Raw genomic sequence first — 18,086 nt, forward strand, 5'->3', positions numbered from 1 at the left:
ACGGCAGCCAGGCTGCCGTTAATCAAAGTTATACCCAGAGCTGAGTGATCAGTCTTCCAGCATGGGAAGATCAAGGCCTTCACGCTTCGCGCAGTCAACAGCAATATCGTAGCCGGCATCAGCATGGCGCATGACACCGGTACCCGGATCATTACGCAGCACACGGCCAAGGCGAACATGTGCTTCATCCGTACCATCAGCGACAATAACAACGCCTGCATGCTGAGAGAAGCCCATACCCACGCCACCACCGTGGTGCAACGATACCCAGGTAGCGCCAGAAGCCGTGTTCAGCAAGGCATTGAGCAGCGGCCAGTCGGACACAGCATCAGAGCCATCCTTCATGGATTCGGTTTCACGGTTAGGGCTGGCCACTGAGCCTGAATCAAGATGGTCACGGCCGATAACCACAGGCCCTTTCAGCTCACCTTTGGCGACCATTTCATTGAACGCCAACGCCAGACGTGCACGGTCCTTCAGACCCACCCAGCAGATACGTGCGGGGAGACCCTGGAAAGCAATGCGCTCACGCGCCATATCCAGCCAGTTGTGCAGATGAGGATTATCAGGAATCAGCTCTTTAACTTTCTGATCCGTTTTATAGATATCTTCAGGGTCACCAGACAAGGCTGCCCAACGGAAGGGACCAATGCCTTCACAAAACAGCGGCCGTACATAGGCAGGAACAAAGCCCGGGAAGTCAAAAGCATTCTTGACCCCTTCCTCAAGCGCCATCTGACGGATGTTATTACCGTAATCCAGGGTTGCAGCACCCTTGGCTTGAAGATCCAGCATGGCCTGAACCTGAACGGCCATGGAAGCCTTGGCAGCTTTCACAACACCCGCCTCATCCTCCTGACGGCGGCGCTTGGCCTCATCGACAGTCCATCCCTGTGGCAGATAGCCATTCAACGGATCATGAGCAGAGGTCTGGTCAGTAACGACATCAGGGACAACACCGCGTGCTGCCAGCTCAGCAAAAACATCTGCCGCATTGCCCAGCAAACCGACAGAGATTGCATCGCCGTTGGCATTGGCTTTATTGATGATTTCCAGCGCTTCATCCAGCGTCGTCGCCTTGTAGTCCAGGTAGCGGGTACGCAAACGGAAATCGATGCGGGATTCATCGCACTCGACCGCCAGCACATTAAAGCCAGCCATGACACCAGCCAGTGGCTGAGCGCCACCCATGCCGCCCAGACCACCCGTCAGAATCCAGCGGCCTTTGGCCTCGCCACCAAAATGCTGCTTGGCAACGGCGACAAAGGTTTCATAGGTCCCCTGAACGATGCCCTGAGAACCGATGTAAATCCACGAGCCCGCTGTCATCTGGCCATACATCATCAGGCCTTTCTTATCGAGCTCGTTGAAATGCTCCCAGTTCGCCCAGTGCGGTACCAGGTTCGAGTTGGCAATCAACACTCGTGGCGCATTTTCATGAGTTTTGAACACACCAACGGGCTTACCAGACTGAACCAGCAGCGTTTCATCATTTTCCAGACGCTTCAGTACTTCCACGATTTTATCGAAGCACTCCCAGTTACGGGCAGCGCGCCCGATTCCGCCATAAACCACCAGTGAAGCAGGATGCTCTGCCACTTCAGGATCCAGGTTGTTCATCAGCATGCGCATGGCGGCTTCGGTCAACCAGCTCTTACAGCTCAGCTCGTTGCCGTGGGGCGCGCGAATTTCGCGCGAGGTGTCCAGACGGGAATCGGTCGACATAGTGTGCTCCTCAATCAAGTTGTTTGAAGCGTTCAAAAAAGGTTCAGCGCCTGCTCTACAGTGATAGCTCAGGCGTTATTGCTCGTCGTTCAGGAGTAATTGTTCGGCGTAAGATGCCCGGCAAACAGCCTGTAGAGCGGCTGACTGACACCAAAACAGTAGGCAAGCTCCGCCGGGTGACGGATATCCCATACCAGCAGATCAGCATGGGCACCGGGAATAATCTGACCGAGCTTTCCTTGCTGCCCCAGCGCCGTGGCGGCGTGCTGAGTCACACCACGCAAGACTTCCTCAGGCGTAAGGCGAAAGAGAGTACAACCCATATTCATCATCAGGCGCAGTGACGCCAGAGGCGACGTGCCCGGATTGAAGTCGGTTGCCAGCGCCATAGGCACGCTGTACTCGCGAAGCAGTTCAATGGGTGGCAACTGGGTTTCACGTAGGAAATAGAAGGCTCCTGGCAGGAGAACGGCCACAGTACCGGCATTAGCCATGGCGCGAACGCCAGCCTCATCCAGATACTCGACATGATCCGCAGAGAGACCACCCCTTTCGGCAACCAGCTCACTGCCCCCCAATAGGCTTAGCTGTTCAGCATGAGCTTTAATGTTGAGGCCATGTGCTTTTGCAGCGTCAAACACCCGCGCGGTCTGCTCAGTTGAAAAGGCAATACCTTCACAGAACACATCAACGGCATCGGCCAGTTGCTCTGCCGCTACGACAGGAATCATCTTGTCGCAGACCAGTGTGATGTAATCATCCGCGCGGCCGACAAACTCAGGTGGAAGAGCATGTGCGCCAAGGAAAGTGGCATGAAGACGGACAGAGTAACCTTGCGTCAGAGCCTTGGCGGCGCGCAGTAACTTGAGTTCATCCTCCAGGCTCAAGCCATAGCCTGACTTGATTTCGATAGTGGTGACGCCTTCACGCAGGAGAGCTTCAAGCCTTGGTTTGGCGGCCTCAACCAGCGTTTCAATCGTTGCCTCTCGCGTGGCGCGAACGGTGCTGGCAATGCCACCGCCTTCCTTCGCAATCGTGCTGTATGGCACACCCTGCAGGCGTCGCTCAAACTCATCAGCGCGATCTCCGCCGTAAATCAGATGAGTGTGGCAATCAATCAGTCCCGGAGTGACATATCGTCCCTGTAAGTCCAGCACAGCATCGTCTGATGCGGCAGCGCTGTATTCTTCCATGGGAATAACGCGACATATTTTGCCCTGCTGAATCTCAATAGCACTCAGCGGCTTTTGACCATAACCCTCCTCGCCCAACTCCATCGTGATGGGGCGTGCATTGAGTAGCCAGGTAAAAGCGGTGTCAGTCATTCTTCACTCCACGGTTGTATATACAACTATATACAAGAGGTTATACCGCAAAGTTTTACCGCCCGCAATTCCCCTTGTGGCTTTACAGAAAGGAAACAGACTGTCTAGAGTGGAACAAAACCGGAGAGGATGGCGGCGTGAAGTTAAGACACATTGGCCTCGGCTTATTGCTGGGATGGCTGGCATCAGGCGCACAAGCAGAAGAGCGCTGGCAACGTGATAGCTATATCAATCAGGCTTTTCAAACCATCGCGTTGAAACGCGAATATGAGCAAGGCTCAGCAGGCAAGCTGGTACGCTGGGATGATCCTATCCGCTATCACATCGTTAACCCCGTAAAAAGCATGGCCAAATTCACCACACTCATGGCGGTGCATCTGCAGCAATTAAGTCAGATTACCGGCCTGCCATTACAAGGAGTGCCTTTACAGCAGGCTAACATGAGGATTTTTATTGTCCCGCAGGCGCAGGTGGATAGCGTGTTGATCAAGGCTTTGGGGCGGCAGCCGTTTGACAAAAAGATCACTTCTCAAGCGGTGTGTTATGGACAGGTACACTTACGAGGCAGCACCATTGCTGGCGCGACAATTGTGATCCCAATCGACAATGCCTTACGCCAGAGCAAAGCCGTCGATTGCATCATTGAAGAAACCACACAGGTATTGGGCCTGCCCAATGATTCTGACAGCGTTTTCCCTTCAATCTTTAATGACCACAGCATCGACCGCTATCTCTCCGGCCTCGACTACTTGCTATTGAAAGTACTGTACGACAAACGGCTGAAGCCCGGCATGTCGGTTCCTGAAGTCAAAACACAACTACCAGCCATCATTAAAGACTTGCGGGCACGAGGCGAGATTAGCCAGGCAGCATCCCGCGTCCGCTCCACCGGGCTGCATGCCTATCTGGATGGTAGCTAATCCGTTTACTTGCCGGACGAAAAAAAAGAGGCGCACAAAGCGCCTCTTTTTACTGGATCGAACTTACCACTGAAAATACAACCCGGCAGCGCTGAGCAAGCCAATCACACCGTAAATACGAGCGGCCATGGCTCCTTTAAGAATGCGCTGCAAAATGACAAAGTAGAGAATGGGAAAGGTCACAAGAACGCTACCCAGCACCATCCAAAGCGTCAGGTGATAAGCACCAAATACAATCGAAAAAATCAGCGCCAATGCAGCCAGATTCCCCCAAATCACCAGTTCAGCCGTCATACTGTCAGGGGTTTTCTTCATCAGCTGCTGTACTGATAAGGCGGCCGCCATACAAAAGGTTCCCGCGACTAAAAACAAAATCAGGCTTAGCGTCATTACTGCTCTCTACTCTTCCAGAAAACTTTTCAGGCACATCCTTCAGGCGTCAGTGAATGCTGAGCGCCGTCTCAGCTATCTTTTGATGAGTCATCCTTTCGAGGACTGAAGCTGCTGCTCATCATATTCAGCATCATCTTCTGCCAGGCATCCATCGTCCCTACCGCGTTGGGCATATGAGGTTTCAGCCAGCTCATCGGATCATAACCTTCCGCCCCGGCATCCATTTGCTCCCGAAAGCGGTTTAGCATCTCTTCATGAAGAGGCTCAAGATCAGGAAGACCTAAGGCTTTGCGTAGCTCTTCCGGGGTCATATCCACTTCAATATTGAATTTCATTAGGCTCTCTCCCGAAGCGCTCAAACGCTTCTGATTATTCTTTGAATGGATTCCTAACTTTCAGTGACGGCTGGCTCTTTCATCCAGAGGATTGCCATAACAAAGGCAACGGCAGTGATGATGGCAGCAAAGTAGAAAGTGGCAGACATTCCGATATTCTGCCAGATATAGCCACTGGCAAAAGCGCCAATTGAGCCGCCCGCGCCGTATGCCAGCGCCGAAAAGAGCGCCTGTCCCTGCCCTTCGTTACCTCCTGAGAAATATTGCTGTACCAGATTAATGCCGCACACGTGTAACACACCGAAAGTTGCCGCGTGAAAAAGCTGGACCAACGCCATCAGCAATAAAGAGTCCGGCAGCGCCGCCGTGACCGTCCAGCGAATAACAGACAATAGCAAGGCGACTGTCAGCAGCTTGACCACGCCCCATTTAAGAAAGCGGTACATGAAGAAGAACAGCACAACTTCTGCCACCACACCCAGCGCCCAGAAAGTGCCCACTGCGGCACTCGAGTAACCATGCGCTTTCATATAAAGGCTATAGAAGGTGTAGTAAGGCCCCATCGCCAATTGAGCCAGCAGGAAGATGCCGTAGAACAGCAGCACCTGAGGCACTAAAAGACGTTTAAAAAAAGACTGCCCTTCCTGCTTTTCAATACTTTTCCCGGGGTCCTGAATACTGCAGGAGAAGAGCCAACTACCACCTAACGCCAGCATCAGACAGAAAGGGAGTATGGCGGTTCCTGTGATTTCCAATGCCCATCCGAGCAGCAACACCATGGCAATAAAGCCAAGAGAGCCCCAGATACGAATCTTGCTGTAGTACTGACGCTGCGTGCCCAGGTACTGAAGCGTGATGACCTCAAACTGAGGAAGTACAGCGTTAAGGAAGAGAGTAAATGCCACCATTGCCAGCGCCATGGACAGCATGGTGTGAGAAATCCAGACGCCAGCAACGCACAGACTGCCAAGAAAGGCACCAATCCGAATAATACGAAGTCGCTGCTGAGTTTTATCTGCCAGCCAACCCCAGAGATTCGGACCGACAATTCGCGTCGCCATGTATATCGACATCAGCTGACCGATGGCTATTGCATCGAAGCCCTGCCCATCCAGATACACACTCCAGTAGGGAGAGAAACAGCCAATAAAAGCGAAATAACAGGCATAGAAACCGGAAAGGCGCCAATACGGTAGCGCCTCCCGATTAAAGGTCAGGTTCATACTACCTGCCCGGGCACCACAGGTGTTGCGATGCTGACATCCGCATTTTGCCCACGGTGACGCAGGTAATGATCCAGCACAACGATGGCAAGCATGGCTTCGGCAATCGGTGTCGCACGAATACCTACACAAGGATCATGACGACCATGAGTAACGACCTCAATGGGGTTGCCATGAACATCAATGCTCTTACCTGGCAGACGCAGGCTTGAAGTCGGCTTTAGCGCCATACTGACGACCAGATCCTGACCACTGGAAATACCGCCTAACACACCGCCCGCGGAATTGGAGAGAAAACCTTCCGGGGTGATTTCATCGCGATGCTCAGTGCCTTTTTGCTCAATGCTGGCAAAACCGTCACCAATCTCCACACCTTTCACAGCATTAATGCTCATCATGGCATGAGCGATATCAGCATCCAGACGATCAAAGACCGGCTCGCCAAGCCCAGGAATCATGCCACTGGCAACGACATTAATACGCGCGCCAATGGAGTCGCCTTCTTTACGCAGCGCATCCATGTACTCGGCCATCTGCTCGGCCGCAACCGCATCCGGGCTGAAGAATGCATTATTACCGACTTCATCCCAGGAGAAGCGGGATTCGTCAATTTTGATCGGCCCCAGTTGCGCAAGATAACCGCGAATCTCAATTCCAAGCTTTTCACGCAGGAACTTCTTGGCAACGGCGCCTGCCGCAACGCGCATGGCTGTTTCACGCGCCGACGAGCGGCCACCTCCGCGATAATCACGAATACCGTACTTATGCATGTAGGTGTAATCCGCGTGAGCGGGACGGAAAGTATCCTTGATATTGGAATAGTCCTTGGAGCGCTGATCCGTGTTCTCAATCAGCAGGCCAATGGAAGTGCCCGTCGTCTTGCCTTCAAATACGCCGGAAAGAATCTTGACCTCATCCGGCTCACGACGCTGGGTGGTATACCGATTCTGACCGGGCTTGCGACGATCCAACTCGATCTGCAGATCGGCTTCGCTGATCTCGATCCCGGGAGGACAACCATCAATAATACAGCCGAGGGCAATACCGTGGCTCTCACCGAAGGTAGTGACTTTGAAAACCTGGCCGATACTGTTTCCTGCCATGAAGCTTGTTCCTAAATCGCTGCGCACCCTCACTCGGAGAGCGCGTTATACGGGTTTGCGTAACACCAATGATTCGCGCAAACGTTAAAAGAGATGGGCGCAACCTTTAAGTTGTTCAGCGGTTAACATGAAGACACCATGTCCACCATGCTCAAAGTCGAGCCACAGGAACGGCACTTGCGGGTACTGCTCCTGTAAATGAATTTCTGAATTGCCGACCTCAACAATCAACAGACCATCATCAGACAGGTAATCGACCGCTTCGCGCAGAATTCGGCGGGTCACATCCAGGCCATCATCACCGGAGGAAAGCCCCAGAGCGGGCTCATGATGATACTCATCCGGCATGGAGGCGAAGTCTTCGGCATCCACATAAGGAGGATTGCTGACGATCAAATCGTACTGCTGCTCAGCCACACCATTAAAGACATCTGAGCGGATTGCGCTAACCCGGTCTTCCATGTGGTGACGCTTAATATTGAGCTTGGCTACTGCCAGTGCATCGGCAGAAATATCAACCAGATCAACACTGGCTTCTGGGAAAGCGGCCGCACAGGCAATACCGATACAACCACTCCCGGTACAAAGATCAAGAATACGTCCCACCGGCTTGTATTGAAGCCAGGGCTCAAAACGCTGCTCAATCATTTCGGCAAGCGGTGAACGCGGTACAAGCACCCGTTGATCAACATAAAACTTAAGACCGGCAAACCAGGCTTCGCCGATCAGATAAGCGGCAGGAATACGATCTTTGACACGCTTTACCACCCAGTCAGCGATTTTTTCGCGCTCCTGACGCGTAAGACGTGCATCCAGCACTTCTTTATCGACATCCCATGCCAGATGCACAGAGTTAAGGACCAGGTTAACCGCTTCATCCCAGGCGTTATCGGTACCGTGGCCAAAAAAGATTTTAGCCTCACTGAAACGGCTTACGGCCCAGCGAATCATATCGCGAATGGTACTTAACTCTTCGACTGCCTGTTCGGTATTAATCTGCATGGAAAGCCTGTGTCGATAATGTGCATACGCACTTAATTGGCAACGGTCAGCGCTGGTGGCACCGAGCCTCTTAAGTTAAAGTGCCAATATTAAAGAAACATGCAGCACAAGGCTATCTATCCCCCATGAGCGAGGATGATTTCGACGTATTTCGCAGTGAAATGAAGGGGGTTCGCCGACTCAACGTCACTCGGCGCGTGGCAACCAAGCCAGTCCGGCAATCATCCGCTGGCTATCGCAGGATTGCCGCGAGTGAAGAAACCGTTCAGACACCTTCTGACCTGACCGATGCCCACATGGAGCTGGTTGGTTCGGAAACGCCTCTGCTATTCTGCGCCAACGGCGTGCAGATCAATCTCTTCCGCAAGCTTCGACAAGGCCGCATCCCGTGGGAGGCAGGCCTTGATCTGCACGGAATGAGCATTGAGGATGCACGGGAGGAGCTGCATCGCTTTATTCAGGAAGCATTACATTCCGGCATGAAAAGCGTCATCGTCGTTCATGGCAAAGCGGTCAGTGAACTTGGTAAGTACCCGTTGCTGAAATCCCATACCAACGACTGGTTAAGACAGATTCCGGCAGTACTCGCCTTCAGTAGCGCCCAGCCCAAAGACGGCGGTCATGGTGCAGTCTATGTTCTGCTCAAAAGTCGTTTCCGCTAGATAACACTGTCTACGGCGTGAAAAGACGGGATTTTCCTTTACCTCACTTTTATAATTCCGTACCTTTAGCGCCTTTTTAAGGCCCAGTCGAGGACCCTGTATGGAACAGGCATTCGCTCAGATCATTACGAGCATTGGAGAAGATCTTGGCCGGGATGGCCTGAAAGATACCCCTAAGCGTGCAGCTAAAGCCATGGGCTACCTGACGCAGGGCTATCATCAAAAGCTGGAAGAGATCGTCAATAACGCGCTGTTTCCTTCTGAAAACAGCGAGATGGTCATCGTCAAGAATATCGAGCTTTACTCCCTGTGCGAGCACCACATGCTGCCTTTCATCGGCAAAGCGCATGTTGCCTACATTCCTAAAGGCAAAGTGGTCGGTCTTTCTAAAGTGGCGCGTATTGTCGATATGTATGCCCGCCGTCTGCAGATTCAGGAAAACCTGACCAAAGAGATTGCCGATGCCATCATGACTGTAACGAATGCTGCAGGCGTTGGTGTGGTGATCGAGGCACAGCATATGTGCATGATGATGCGTGGCGTTGAAAAGCAGAATGCTTCAATGACGACGTCAATGATGCTGGGCAATTTCCGCCATGATGAGCGCACTCGTAACGAATTCCTGTCACTGATTCGATAACGTAATCAGCAGCTTCGAGACAAAGAAAAACCGCCTGATCTCCTAGGCGGTTTTTTTATTTATGACGATATCGGCTTTGGTGAGGTTTGAAAGTCTCAAGTCACTGTCACTGCGATCTGGGATAAATCCAGAGTTCTACATTACTTTCATTGGTGGTCGTAAAGGGCCCACGTGAAAAGAGTTGAACGGCCGATGGCGCGACCCCCTCCTGAACCAGCAAACGTTTGACCTCAGCAGCTCTGCTCAGTGAACGATCAAGCAAGGTTTGTGGGTCACCATCTCCACTCAGGCTACTCACCAGCCACATTGATGCTTGTCGATGCTGCTTCACCAGCGCTTCAAAGTCGCCATCAAGCCCCGGCGTTACCAGTCGGTCATTATCAGAAAACACCACAGGCACTTCCCGACGGATAACCCCTCCGCTCGCAGCGGTATCGCCTACCAGATCCAAATGCACATAGGCACGTCGATTTGGTTTCATTACGGAATAGAGAGCCAGCGTATTAACAGAGGGCTTATCACTTTGACCTTCCGGCCACTGGTACAAAGCGTACTGCTGATCCCTATCCTCACCGTAGAGCAAACGCTCTTTAAAAATGTCTGATGCCCAATAGCTACTAGCCCCACAGCTTCGGGACTTACAGACATAACGGGGTTCGTAGCCTTTCGCCTGTATCTGCTTCTCGAAAAAACTAAACGCCTGATTAGGATCAACACCTTCGGGTAGCTGATAGGTCACGCGCACAAGGTTTCCAGCCACCTGAATAGAGCGTTGCGGTTGGGTAACACCGTTTACTTTTATCATGGGGCCGGTAGGTAGCTCATGACGTTCAGTGCTTTGCCTGTCATAGGCCACTATCCAGCTATCCTCAAAACGCTGATAACCCTGGGGGTCTAATGCTCCCCTGACATCCTCTGCGGCATGCGCGCTGAAGACGAAAACTGTAGAAAGGACGACAAAGAAACGAAACAACCGCTTAAACATGAATATTCTGCCCGTTTGAACTATCACACTGCACTTGCACAGACTAGACTAAGAATAGTGTATATAACTGGGCGACAATCTGCGCCAATAGTCGCAGTGTCATAATTGAAACGTCACCTGGCCTTATTTACCCAGGTGCTAATGATTCTGTCACCAGGCGGGATCTTAGGAGCAGGATTTTCTATGGCTGGCGTACTCGACTCCGTAAACCAGCGCACCCAGCTGGTCGGCAAGAACCGTCTTGAACTCCTTACTTTCCGTCTCAACGGTCCCCAGATCTACGGAATTAATGTGTTCAAGGTACGGGAGATTCTGCAAACTCCCAAACTGACCGAGATCCCGGAAAGCCATCCGGTCATTCGTGGTACCGCTTATATTCGCGGTCGTACTATCCCTGTTATCGACTTGGCTCTGGCCATGGGCAACAGCAAACCGACCGATATGGAAGGCAGCTTTATCGTCATCAGTGAATACAACATGACGGTTCAGGGCTTTCTGGTACGTGCTGTAGAGCGCATTATCAATATGAACTGGGAAGACATTCTGCCTCCTCCCAGCGGTCTTGGCAGCCGCCATTACCTGACATCCATCACACGTTTTGAAAACCGGCTGATTGAAATTCTCGACGTAGAGAAAATTCTTTCGGAAGTGGCTCCTCGCCCTGACGATGTCAGTGAAGCCATTGTCGAGAAAGTGAAAGAGCAACGTCCGGAAGTCTTCCGGGTACTCATCGTCGATGACTCTTCGGTTGCTCGTAAGCAGATCAAGAAAGCGGTAGAAGCCATCGGGGCCGAAACAGTGCTTCTGAATGATGGCGCCGCAGCCTATAACCATCTGCTGGAATTGGCCAATCAAGGCACCAAGGTTCCCGAGCATTACTACGTACTTATCTCTGACGTAGAAATGCCTGAGATGGACGGTTATACCCTGACAGCGAAAATCCGCTCCAATCCCGATCTCAAAGATCTCTATGTGATGCTTCACACATCATTGAGTGGAGTCTTTAACCAGTCCATGGTTGAAAAGGTTGGCGCTGATGACTTCCTGGCCAAGTTCCAGCCGGATGTCCTGGCTGAGCGTGTTCTGGTTCATAAACGCTAAGCGCAGCAGACGAAAAAAGCCGCGATTAACGTGGCTTTTTTTATTTAAGAGATACATCCTAGTGTTTTTCCAGGATGTTATTAAGCCATTCGGCGCAGGCTAGCGCTTGTTGTTCCAGATGCAGATGATGCCCTCCCTCCAGCTCAGTGACTTGAAGATGTGGGATACAGGCCATGCGCTCTTCAAGCATAGGCCATCGAGCTTTATTCCCTTGTAAACCCAACATCAGGTGCACTGGCATCGATAGTCGGTTTAGAGCCTGACGAATCTCTGCCTCTGAAAGTCTTGAGGTAAGTGACCTGAGCCTAGGATCATGGTGCCAAAAGGCCTCGTTCTCAGTCTCGGTTACTCCTCGTTCTGCCAACTTCTTCGCTGCTGCTCGTTCAAGTGGCCATAGGCCCGCCATTCTTGCTCTAACCGCCAATTCGAAGTTCGCAAAGCGTCGACTGGGCTTCACTTGGTTTTGTTTCTGTGAAGGCATCATTCGATTCAATACCGGCGGAGACCATTCTTTAGATACCGGCCCCAGCGACTCAATCAGGCAAAGTGAATGAACCTGATCAGGAAACTGCGCGGCATATAGACTGCTGACACCAGCACCGAGTGAGTGACCGAGAAGCGCAAACTGACTCCATCCCAACTGGCCTATAATCTCGCAGACATCGTCAACGTAATGTCGTATATCATAGTCTTGGGATGCCGAACGCCAGTCAGAAAAACCATGCCCCGCATGATCAAGTGCGACAATATGCAGATCACGGCGTTTGACTACGAGCGACTCGAACATTGGGTCAAAACTGCCCGCATTATCCAACCAGCCATGAAGAGCCAATACGGGCGTTCCGCCGATTTCACCCCACTCTTTTGCCGCCAGCTTACGCCCTCCGACAAAGAAGTCTCGATTACTGGCGCTCCCTGAAAGATTCGATTGCACCATCAAAAAGTATCCGCACTCCATGTCTGCTGAAGCCTGGCGCAGCCCTGAGCCACAAAGTCCAGCTCAAGGTGCCGCACTTCACTGGTCATAAATGATACCGGGCGGGCATCAAGCAACCAGGCGCATAAATAAGCAACCAGAGGCATATGGCTGACAAGCATCACACTGCCGCTCTGAGTGTCCAGCCAGTCAATAACGGGTCTTAGAGGATCGTCAGGAGTAATGATTGGTAAGGTCGCGACGCTCTCAAGCCCCAGACTCTGACGCACAATTTCAGCAGTCTGCTGTGCCCGAAGATAAGGGCTGGCAACCAAGCGCTCCGGCATTATCGGGGCTTGCGCCAATCGCTGGGCGACCCTGAGGTTGCTCTCTTTACCCAGCGCAGTTAAAGGACGTTGGCTATCGCTGGCAGCAACCATCTCCGCCTCGCCATGACGCATAATAAACAGCGATAGAGCCATAGCTGATCACTCCTGTCCTGATCGATTCCAGGCTTTAAATGGAAATGGCTTTTGCTCTGATTGAAATGTGAGATAACCAACACAATCGCGAACAAAGCCTGAGAAGGCCTTAAGATGTTCGCAAGCACTCATTGCTTCCTCCCCCCGAATCACAACTACGATCCAGAATAACACCGCCAGAAGAATGACCAGTGAAGCCGCCACTTTAAGAACAAGGGCAAAAATAATCAGATAAAGAGCCCGCAGCCAAATATCTGCGCTCAGCAAACGACCAATAATCGCTGATAGCCCACTGTTTGAATCATGAGACATCGTTATGCTCCTCGTGGCAGAACAAATTCAACATCAGAGCTTTGCTCACCACCCATTAGCGCTTTAATAACTTCTTCGACGGAGCGGCCATCAAAGACCACCGCATATAAGCCGTCAACCAATGGCATGTAGACATCCAGCTCTTTTGACCAGTGGTGAAGACACTCAAGCGTGCCAACACCCTCGGCAACCTCACCTAGCTCTTCAACGATTTTCTCAAGAGAGCCACCCTGACCTAATGCAAAACCCACACGGTAGTTTCGGCTTAAGGGCGACATACACGTCACCATAAGATCACCCACACCCGCCAGGCCAATAAATGTCAGAGGGTTCGCCCCTAGACGAACAGCAAAGCGACTCATTTCAGCAAGCGAACGGGTGACCAGCATACTTTTGGTGTTCTCACCCATTCCCAGTGCTGCTGCCATACCGGTCGCTATGGCATAAATGTTTTTTAGCGCCCCGCCAAGCTCAACTCCATACATGTCGTTATTGGCATAGACCCGGAAGTAACTCCGACGAAGGATCGCCTGAATGATAGAACGCACCTCTGCGTCATCACTGGCAATCACCGTTGCGGCTAACTGTCGCTTAGCAATTTCCTTGGCGAGATTAGGGCCACTTAGTACGCCTATCGCCTGAGTGGGCAATTCCTGACGCATCACCTGGCTCATCAGGCTATTGCTAGTTGCTTCGATCCCCTTCGTGGTACTCACCACCATGGCATCATCTGCGAGGTACGCTTTGACTTGCTTAAGCACCTGCCGGAAAGCCTTGCTTGGAACAGCCATGATAATGACCTTGGCACCCGACACGGCTTTCTCAAGATCATTGGTCGGCATAACCTCAGGAAGCAAAGGATAGTCAGGCATATAGCGATGGTTAATTCGCGTGCTGAGAATATCCTGGGCCTGGGCCTCACTTCGCAGCCAAAGCGAAACCTCATAGCCATTTTCAGCAATAATATTGGCAACAACGGTACCAAAACTGCCGCCACCAATAACTGCAATACCTAAAGATGAAGTCATAGGATGATTTAACCTTTTGTCTCTTAAGGACCGAAGATCGGGGGAAGACCTGCATAAAAATGCAGAAGAATCAAAACACCGACCCACACCATTACTCAACTGATTGCGTTATTGTGCGTTTATCACGCAAAGGAACCAAGTATAAAAGTAATTAAGAGCCCTACCTCGGCTTAATTGACTCAAGAACCCGTCCGGGCTCTTAACCCAACGATTTCTCATGCTATGATGTGCGGCAGTTTTTATGAACTCACCGTATTTCAGCCTGGCTGGCTCAACTTAAGAATTAGCTCGGAAAATACAAGAAAACAGGCAACCGACAGATGTCCACGCCCGCAGCAGAAAAAATCGCTTCATGTTTTCGCATGAAAGGAAGCATGTTTACCATCAGCATGATTGAACTGATGCACTATGATGCACAGGACTTTAGCGATCAGCTGGCTGACACCGTCAATCAAGCCCCCCGCTTCTTTCACCAAATGCCCGTGGTAATCTCCCTCGAGCAGCTCCCCGACGATCTGGAAATTAACTTTGTTCAATTGGTAGATATTTGCCGTGAACAAAGTGTTAACCCTGTGGGCATTCGTGGAGGTAGTGAACAGCAGATAGAGCTCGCCCGGCATGCCGGCCTTCCTGTGATGGGTGCCGCCACGACGCGTCGCTCAAGCGAGAAAAAAGCGGTGGCAGCTGAAGAGACAGCCTCTTCATCCAAGGCTTCAGAGCCCGCTGAAAGCGAAGTTATTATCACTCAGCAGACTCGTATCATTGATCGCCCTGTCCGCTCAGGTCAGCAGATTTACGCTCAGAATGGCTCTCTGGTGGTACTTGCTCCAGTCAGCGCTGGCGCAGAGCTTCTGGCTGACGGCGATATCCACGTATACGGCCCTTTACGTGGCAGGGTACTGGCAGGTATAAACGGCAATACCAAAGCGCGCATTTTTTGTCACAGCTTGGAAGCAGAACTGCTCTCAATCGCTGGCAATTACAAATTAAGCGAGCATCTTCAGCATCTGGATTTATGGAAGAAAAGTATTCAGGCACGGCTTGAAGACGAAAATCGCCTACAAATTACAGCGCTCTACACTGCTTGAGCGCCACGTTAAACGAATATGGCCCCGAGGCCTGCTATCTAAGTAAAGGAATTTCTCATCGTGGCAAAAATTATCGTTGTCACCTCTGGTAAAGGTGGAGTGGGTAAAACCACATCAAGCGCTGCAATTGGTACCGGTCTGGCCATGAAAGGCCACAAGACTGTTATTGTCGACTTTGACGTAGGTCTTCGTAACCTTGACCTGATCATGAATTGCGAGCGTCGTGTAGTTTATGACTTCGTCAACGTGATCAATGGCGAAGCGACTCTGAAGCAGGCGCTGATTAAGGATAAGCGTGTTGAAACGCTTTATATCCTTCCTGCATCCCAAACCCGTGATAAAGACGCACTGACTCACGATGGCGTGGAGCGGGTACTAACAGAGCTCTCTGAAAACTTTGACTATATCGTCTGCGACTCCCCGGCCGGTATCGAAAAAGGTGCACTGATGGCAATGTATTTTGCCGACGAAGCAGTCGTCGTCAGCAACCCTGAAGTGTCCTCGGTTCGAGATTCAGACCGCATCATTGGTATCATGCACAGTAAATCTCGCCGCGCAGAGCAAGATCTTGAGCCTATCAAGGAGCATCTGCTACTGACTCGTTATTCACCCGAGCGTGTAGAAGAAGGGGAAATGCTTAGCGTCAGCGACGTGCAGGAAATTCTGGCAATTCCGCTGATCGGCGTCATTCCAGAGTCAGAAGTTGTACTAAAATGCTCTAACCAGGGTGTTCCAGTAATTATGGAAGCCCAGAGCGATGCAGGACAAGCGTATGAAGACGCCGTTAGCCGCTTGCTTGGTGAAGAGCGCCCGATGCGATTCCTGACAGTGCAGAAGAAAAGCTTCTTGAAGCGCATGTTTGGAGGTTAACGTGGCCAGTTTTTTCGATTATTTTCGCAGTCGCAAAAATAGCTCAGCTTCGGTAGCCAAAGAGCGCTTGCAGATAATCGTTGCTCACGAGCGCAATAAGCGCTCGGAGCCAGACTATCTGCCAGAGCTACAACGAGAGCTGCTTGAGGTGATCAAGAAATATGTTCATATCGCCCAGGATGATATCAGCATTCAAATTGATGATACGGACAACTGTTCCGTACTTGAGCTCAATATCACTCTGCCTGAGCGCTAAGTGATGTCGGAAACAGGCTATCTCTAGTGAAGATTTAAGAGATAGCCTTTCCTTTATTTTTATCGCCATTCCCCGTCTTAAGAAGAACAGCTGATCTCCAGATGCTTACCCCATTCTGGTGGCCTAAGAGCATAATGCTGGTTGTCAGACTGCTCAGCGAATGGCTGACTCATTACCAGCAACAAGCGCTCCACCTCTGACATATCACCCTGCTCAGCCTTTTCAATGGCTTGCTGAAGCAAATAGTTTCTTAAGACAAAGCGGGGATTAAACTCATCCATGCGCGCCTGAATCTCAACCTCCACACTTGCAAGCGCGGTATAGCGATCAATCCATTCATCAATGGCTTCAAGGTCTCGACACTCAGAGCGCAATAGCTCAAGCGACCCTTCACGTCCCCACTGACTTAAAGAGCGCAAACTCAGGCTGTAGTCCATCTGGTTGGCAGCGAGGATATTCAGAAAACCTTTGAGACATTCATGATGCTCTGCATCCATGCCGGAAAAGCCCAGTTTGGCTGCCATTAAAGCGTTAAAGTGGTTTACTAAAACACCCTCATAGCTATTCAGCGCTTTCAGAATTGCCTCTTTACCGATAAACCCGGACAAGGCTCTGGCAAGGCATTGCAAGTTCCAGTGCGCAACCACCGGTTGTCGATAAAAGCTGTAGCGCCCTTCATAATCAGAGTGATTACAGATATGTCGTGGATTGTAGTCATCAAGAAAAGCATAGGGGCCAAAGTCAAACGTCTCGCCAACAATTGAGAAGTTGTCGGTATTCATGACACCATGGCAGAAACCATACGCTTGCCAGCCTGCAATCATTTTGGCTGTCTTTTCCACAATCGAAGCAAACATTGCCCCTATCGGATCAACCTCTTGCAGGCAATGGGGAAAGTACGTCTCGAGGACAAAATCAACCAGCTTTTTTAGCTCATACTGCTGCTGAGTGAAATAAAAGAACTCGAAATGTCCAAAACGAATGTGCGTCGTGGCCATCCGAACAATAAGGGCCGCACGCTCTTCTTTCTCACGATATACCGGCTCGTCACTCCCCAGAAGACAGAGTGCACGGGTTGTCGGCAACCCTAAAGCCGCCAAATACTCCGAACCAAGAAACTCACGAATACTCGAGCGCAGCACTGCCCTGCCATCACCGCGGCGTGAGAAAGGAGTCATCCCAGCCCCCTTCAGATGCAGTTCAAAAGTTTGCTGGCGAGCACCTGTAACTTCGCCCAGCAGAAGCCCGCGCCCATCGCCAAGCTGCGGTGTATAGCCACCAAACTGATGCCCTGAATAGACCATGGCCAGTGGATCCGCCGACGGGTTATGGCCAGAGCAAAGCTGCAAAAGGGCCTCACGGCCCTCCTGGTTTAACTCAAGATTCATTTCCCGTGCGGCAGAATCGCTGCCACATAGCCACCGAAATCCCTCAGGAATATCAGGCTGCTGCCGGGAGTAAAAACTCTCCGGCAGCGTGGCAAAACGGTTAATAAAATTAAGCATCTTTCTTGCTGCTGTTATCCGATTCTTCTGCCTCAGGCTTATCAGTCGACTTAACTAACTCTTGTGAGTCTGCAGTCTCAGACTGTAGATCTGCATTCGCCTCTTCGACTTCGCCCGAAGCAGTTTCCACAGTTTCCGCAGTTTCCGCAGTTTCCGCAGTTTCCGCAGTTTCCGCAGTTTCCGCAGTTTCCGCAGTTTCCGCAGTTTCCGCAGTT

General features: G+C 51.3%; 21 protein-coding genes. 7 read left to right on the forward strand and 14 right to left on the reverse strand.

Features of this window, described 5'->3' with window-relative positions; translation table 11 throughout:
- Window positions 1–48 precede the first annotated feature (48 nt).
- Window positions 49–1,725: a urocanate hydratase gene (hutU, locus tag ACKC9G_RS02305; protein WP_411403324.1), complete on the reverse strand. Its 1,677-nt coding sequence runs from the start codon at window positions 1,723–1,725 to the stop codon at window positions 49–51.
- Window positions 1,726–1,814: 89 nt separating this feature from the next.
- The gene (gene hutI, locus ACKC9G_RS02310) at window positions 1,815–3,050 is read right to left on the reverse strand and encodes an imidazolonepropionase (RefSeq protein ID WP_411403325.1); all 1,236 of its coding nucleotides are present in this window, start codon (window positions 3,048–3,050) and stop codon (window positions 1,815–1,817) included.
- 137 nt (window positions 3,051–3,187) lie between these two features.
- Between hutI and ACKC9G_RS02315 the strand changes: the two genes are divergently transcribed.
- Complete coding sequence (locus tag ACKC9G_RS02315; RefSeq protein WP_411403326.1) at window positions 3,188–3,970, forward strand: DUF2927 domain-containing protein; 783 nt, start codon at window positions 3,188–3,190, stop codon at window positions 3,968–3,970.
- Window positions 3,971–4,033: 63 nt separating this feature from the next.
- On the opposite strand, the gene ACKC9G_RS02320 is transcribed toward ACKC9G_RS02315, so the two are convergent.
- The 5 genes from ACKC9G_RS02320 to prmB form a co-directional block, all read right to left on the reverse strand.
- Entirely contained in the window at window positions 4,034–4,315 is a 282-nt protein-coding gene (locus tag ACKC9G_RS02320) for a hypothetical protein (RefSeq protein WP_411403327.1), read from the reverse strand.
- Between the two features lie 116 nt (window positions 4,316–4,431).
- Window positions 4,432–4,698 carry a DUF6489 family protein gene (locus ACKC9G_RS02325; protein ID WP_411403328.1) on the reverse strand — a complete coding sequence of 89 codons (267 nt, stop codon included), beginning with the start codon at window positions 4,696–4,698 and terminating at the stop codon, window positions 4,432–4,434.
- Window positions 4,699–4,751: 53 nt separating this feature from the next.
- Window positions 4,752–5,921 (reverse strand): MFS transporter, encoded by a 1,170-nt coding sequence (locus ACKC9G_RS02330; RefSeq protein WP_411403329.1) that lies wholly within the window; start codon window positions 5,919–5,921, stop codon window positions 4,752–4,754.
- On the reverse strand, window positions 5,918–7,024 hold the full coding sequence (gene aroC / locus ACKC9G_RS02335) for a chorismate synthase (protein WP_411403330.1): 1,107 nt from the start codon (window positions 7,022–7,024) through the stop codon (window positions 5,918–5,920). Before aroC ends, ACKC9G_RS02330 begins: the two co-directional genes overlap by 4 nt.
- A gap of 84 nt (window positions 7,025–7,108) precedes the next feature.
- Entirely contained in the window at window positions 7,109–8,026 is a 918-nt protein-coding gene (prmB, locus tag ACKC9G_RS02340; RefSeq protein ID WP_411403331.1) for a 50S ribosomal protein L3 N(5)-glutamine methyltransferase, read from the reverse strand.
- A 125-nt stretch (window positions 8,027–8,151) separates the two neighbouring features.
- Between prmB and ACKC9G_RS02345 the strand changes: the two genes are divergently transcribed.
- On the forward strand, window positions 8,152–8,688 hold the full coding sequence (locus ACKC9G_RS02345) for a Smr/MutS family protein (RefSeq protein WP_411403332.1): 537 nt from the start codon (window positions 8,152–8,154) through the stop codon (window positions 8,686–8,688).
- Between the two features lie 100 nt (window positions 8,689–8,788).
- Window positions 8,789–9,328: a GTP cyclohydrolase I FolE gene (gene folE / locus ACKC9G_RS02350; RefSeq protein WP_411403333.1), complete on the forward strand. Its 540-nt coding sequence runs from the start codon at window positions 8,789–8,791 to the stop codon at window positions 9,326–9,328.
- Window positions 9,329–9,434: 106 nt separating this feature from the next.
- On the opposite strand, the gene ACKC9G_RS02355 is transcribed toward folE, so the two are convergent.
- Window positions 9,435–10,313 (reverse strand): DUF4892 domain-containing protein, encoded by an 879-nt coding sequence (locus ACKC9G_RS02355; RefSeq protein ID WP_411403334.1) that lies wholly within the window; start codon window positions 10,311–10,313, stop codon window positions 9,435–9,437.
- Window positions 10,314–10,496: 183 nt separating this feature from the next.
- On the opposite strand from ACKC9G_RS02355, the gene ACKC9G_RS02360 reads away from it, so the two are divergent.
- Window positions 10,497–11,414, forward strand: a complete 918-nt coding sequence (locus tag ACKC9G_RS02360) for a chemotaxis protein CheV (RefSeq protein WP_411403335.1) — start codon at window positions 10,497–10,499, stop codon at window positions 11,412–11,414.
- A 58-nt stretch (window positions 11,415–11,472) separates the two neighbouring features.
- On the opposite strand, the gene ACKC9G_RS02365 is transcribed toward ACKC9G_RS02360, so the two are convergent.
- The 4 genes from ACKC9G_RS02365 to ACKC9G_RS02380 are packed head-to-tail and all read right to left on the reverse strand — an operon-like array spanning window position 11,473 to window position 14,152.
- Window positions 11,473–12,351 (reverse strand): alpha/beta fold hydrolase, encoded by an 879-nt coding sequence (locus ACKC9G_RS02365; RefSeq protein WP_411403336.1) that lies wholly within the window; start codon window positions 12,349–12,351, stop codon window positions 11,473–11,475.
- Window positions 12,351–12,812: a phosphohistidine phosphatase SixA gene (sixA, locus tag ACKC9G_RS02370; protein WP_411403337.1), complete on the reverse strand. Its 462-nt coding sequence runs from the start codon at window positions 12,810–12,812 to the stop codon at window positions 12,351–12,353. Before sixA ends, ACKC9G_RS02365 begins: the two co-directional genes overlap by 1 nt.
- A gap of 6 nt (window positions 12,813–12,818) precedes the next feature.
- Window positions 12,819–13,124 (reverse strand): DUF4389 domain-containing protein, encoded by a 306-nt coding sequence (locus ACKC9G_RS02375; protein WP_411403338.1) that lies wholly within the window; start codon window positions 13,122–13,124, stop codon window positions 12,819–12,821.
- 2 nt (window positions 13,125–13,126) lie between these two features.
- The gene (locus ACKC9G_RS02380; RefSeq protein WP_411403339.1) at window positions 13,127–14,152 is read right to left on the reverse strand and encodes an NAD(P)H-dependent glycerol-3-phosphate dehydrogenase; all 1,026 of its coding nucleotides are present in this window, start codon (window positions 14,150–14,152) and stop codon (window positions 13,127–13,129) included.
- A 362-nt stretch (window positions 14,153–14,514) separates the two neighbouring features.
- Here ACKC9G_RS02380 and minC point away from each other — a divergent pair, with 362 nt between their 5' ends.
- The 3 genes from minC to minE are packed head-to-tail and all read left to right on the forward strand — an operon-like array spanning window position 14,515 to window position 16,366.
- Entirely contained in the window at window positions 14,515–15,240 is a 726-nt protein-coding gene (minC, locus tag ACKC9G_RS02385; RefSeq protein ID WP_411403340.1) for a septum site-determining protein MinC, read from the forward strand.
- Between the two features lie 60 nt (window positions 15,241–15,300).
- Window positions 15,301–16,110, forward strand: coding sequence for a septum site-determining protein MinD (minD, locus tag ACKC9G_RS02390; RefSeq protein ID WP_411403341.1), 810 nt, complete (start codon window positions 15,301–15,303; stop codon window positions 16,108–16,110).
- A gap of 1 nt (window position 16,111) precedes the next feature.
- The gene (gene minE, locus ACKC9G_RS02395) at window positions 16,112–16,366 is read left to right on the forward strand and encodes a cell division topological specificity factor MinE (RefSeq protein WP_411403342.1); all 255 of its coding nucleotides are present in this window, start codon (window positions 16,112–16,114) and stop codon (window positions 16,364–16,366) included.
- 77 nt (window positions 16,367–16,443) lie between these two features.
- Here the strand turns inward: minE and ACKC9G_RS02400 are convergent, their stop codons facing one another.
- Both ACKC9G_RS02400 and ACKC9G_RS02405 read right to left on the reverse strand, forming a co-directional pair.
- The gene (locus ACKC9G_RS02400; RefSeq protein ID WP_411403343.1) at window positions 16,444–17,871 is read right to left on the reverse strand and encodes a protein adenylyltransferase SelO; all 1,428 of its coding nucleotides are present in this window, start codon (window positions 17,869–17,871) and stop codon (window positions 16,444–16,446) included.
- A partial coding sequence (locus tag ACKC9G_RS02405) for a hypothetical protein (RefSeq protein WP_411403344.1) occupies window positions 17,864–18,086 on the reverse strand: 223 nt, incomplete at its 5' end. The genes ACKC9G_RS02400 and ACKC9G_RS02405, both read right to left, overlap by 8 nt.

The organism is Pokkaliibacter sp. CJK22405 (genome assembly GCF_046614695.1).
Classification (GTDB): domain Bacteria; phylum Pseudomonadota; class Gammaproteobacteria; order Pseudomonadales; family Balneatricaceae; genus Pokkaliibacter.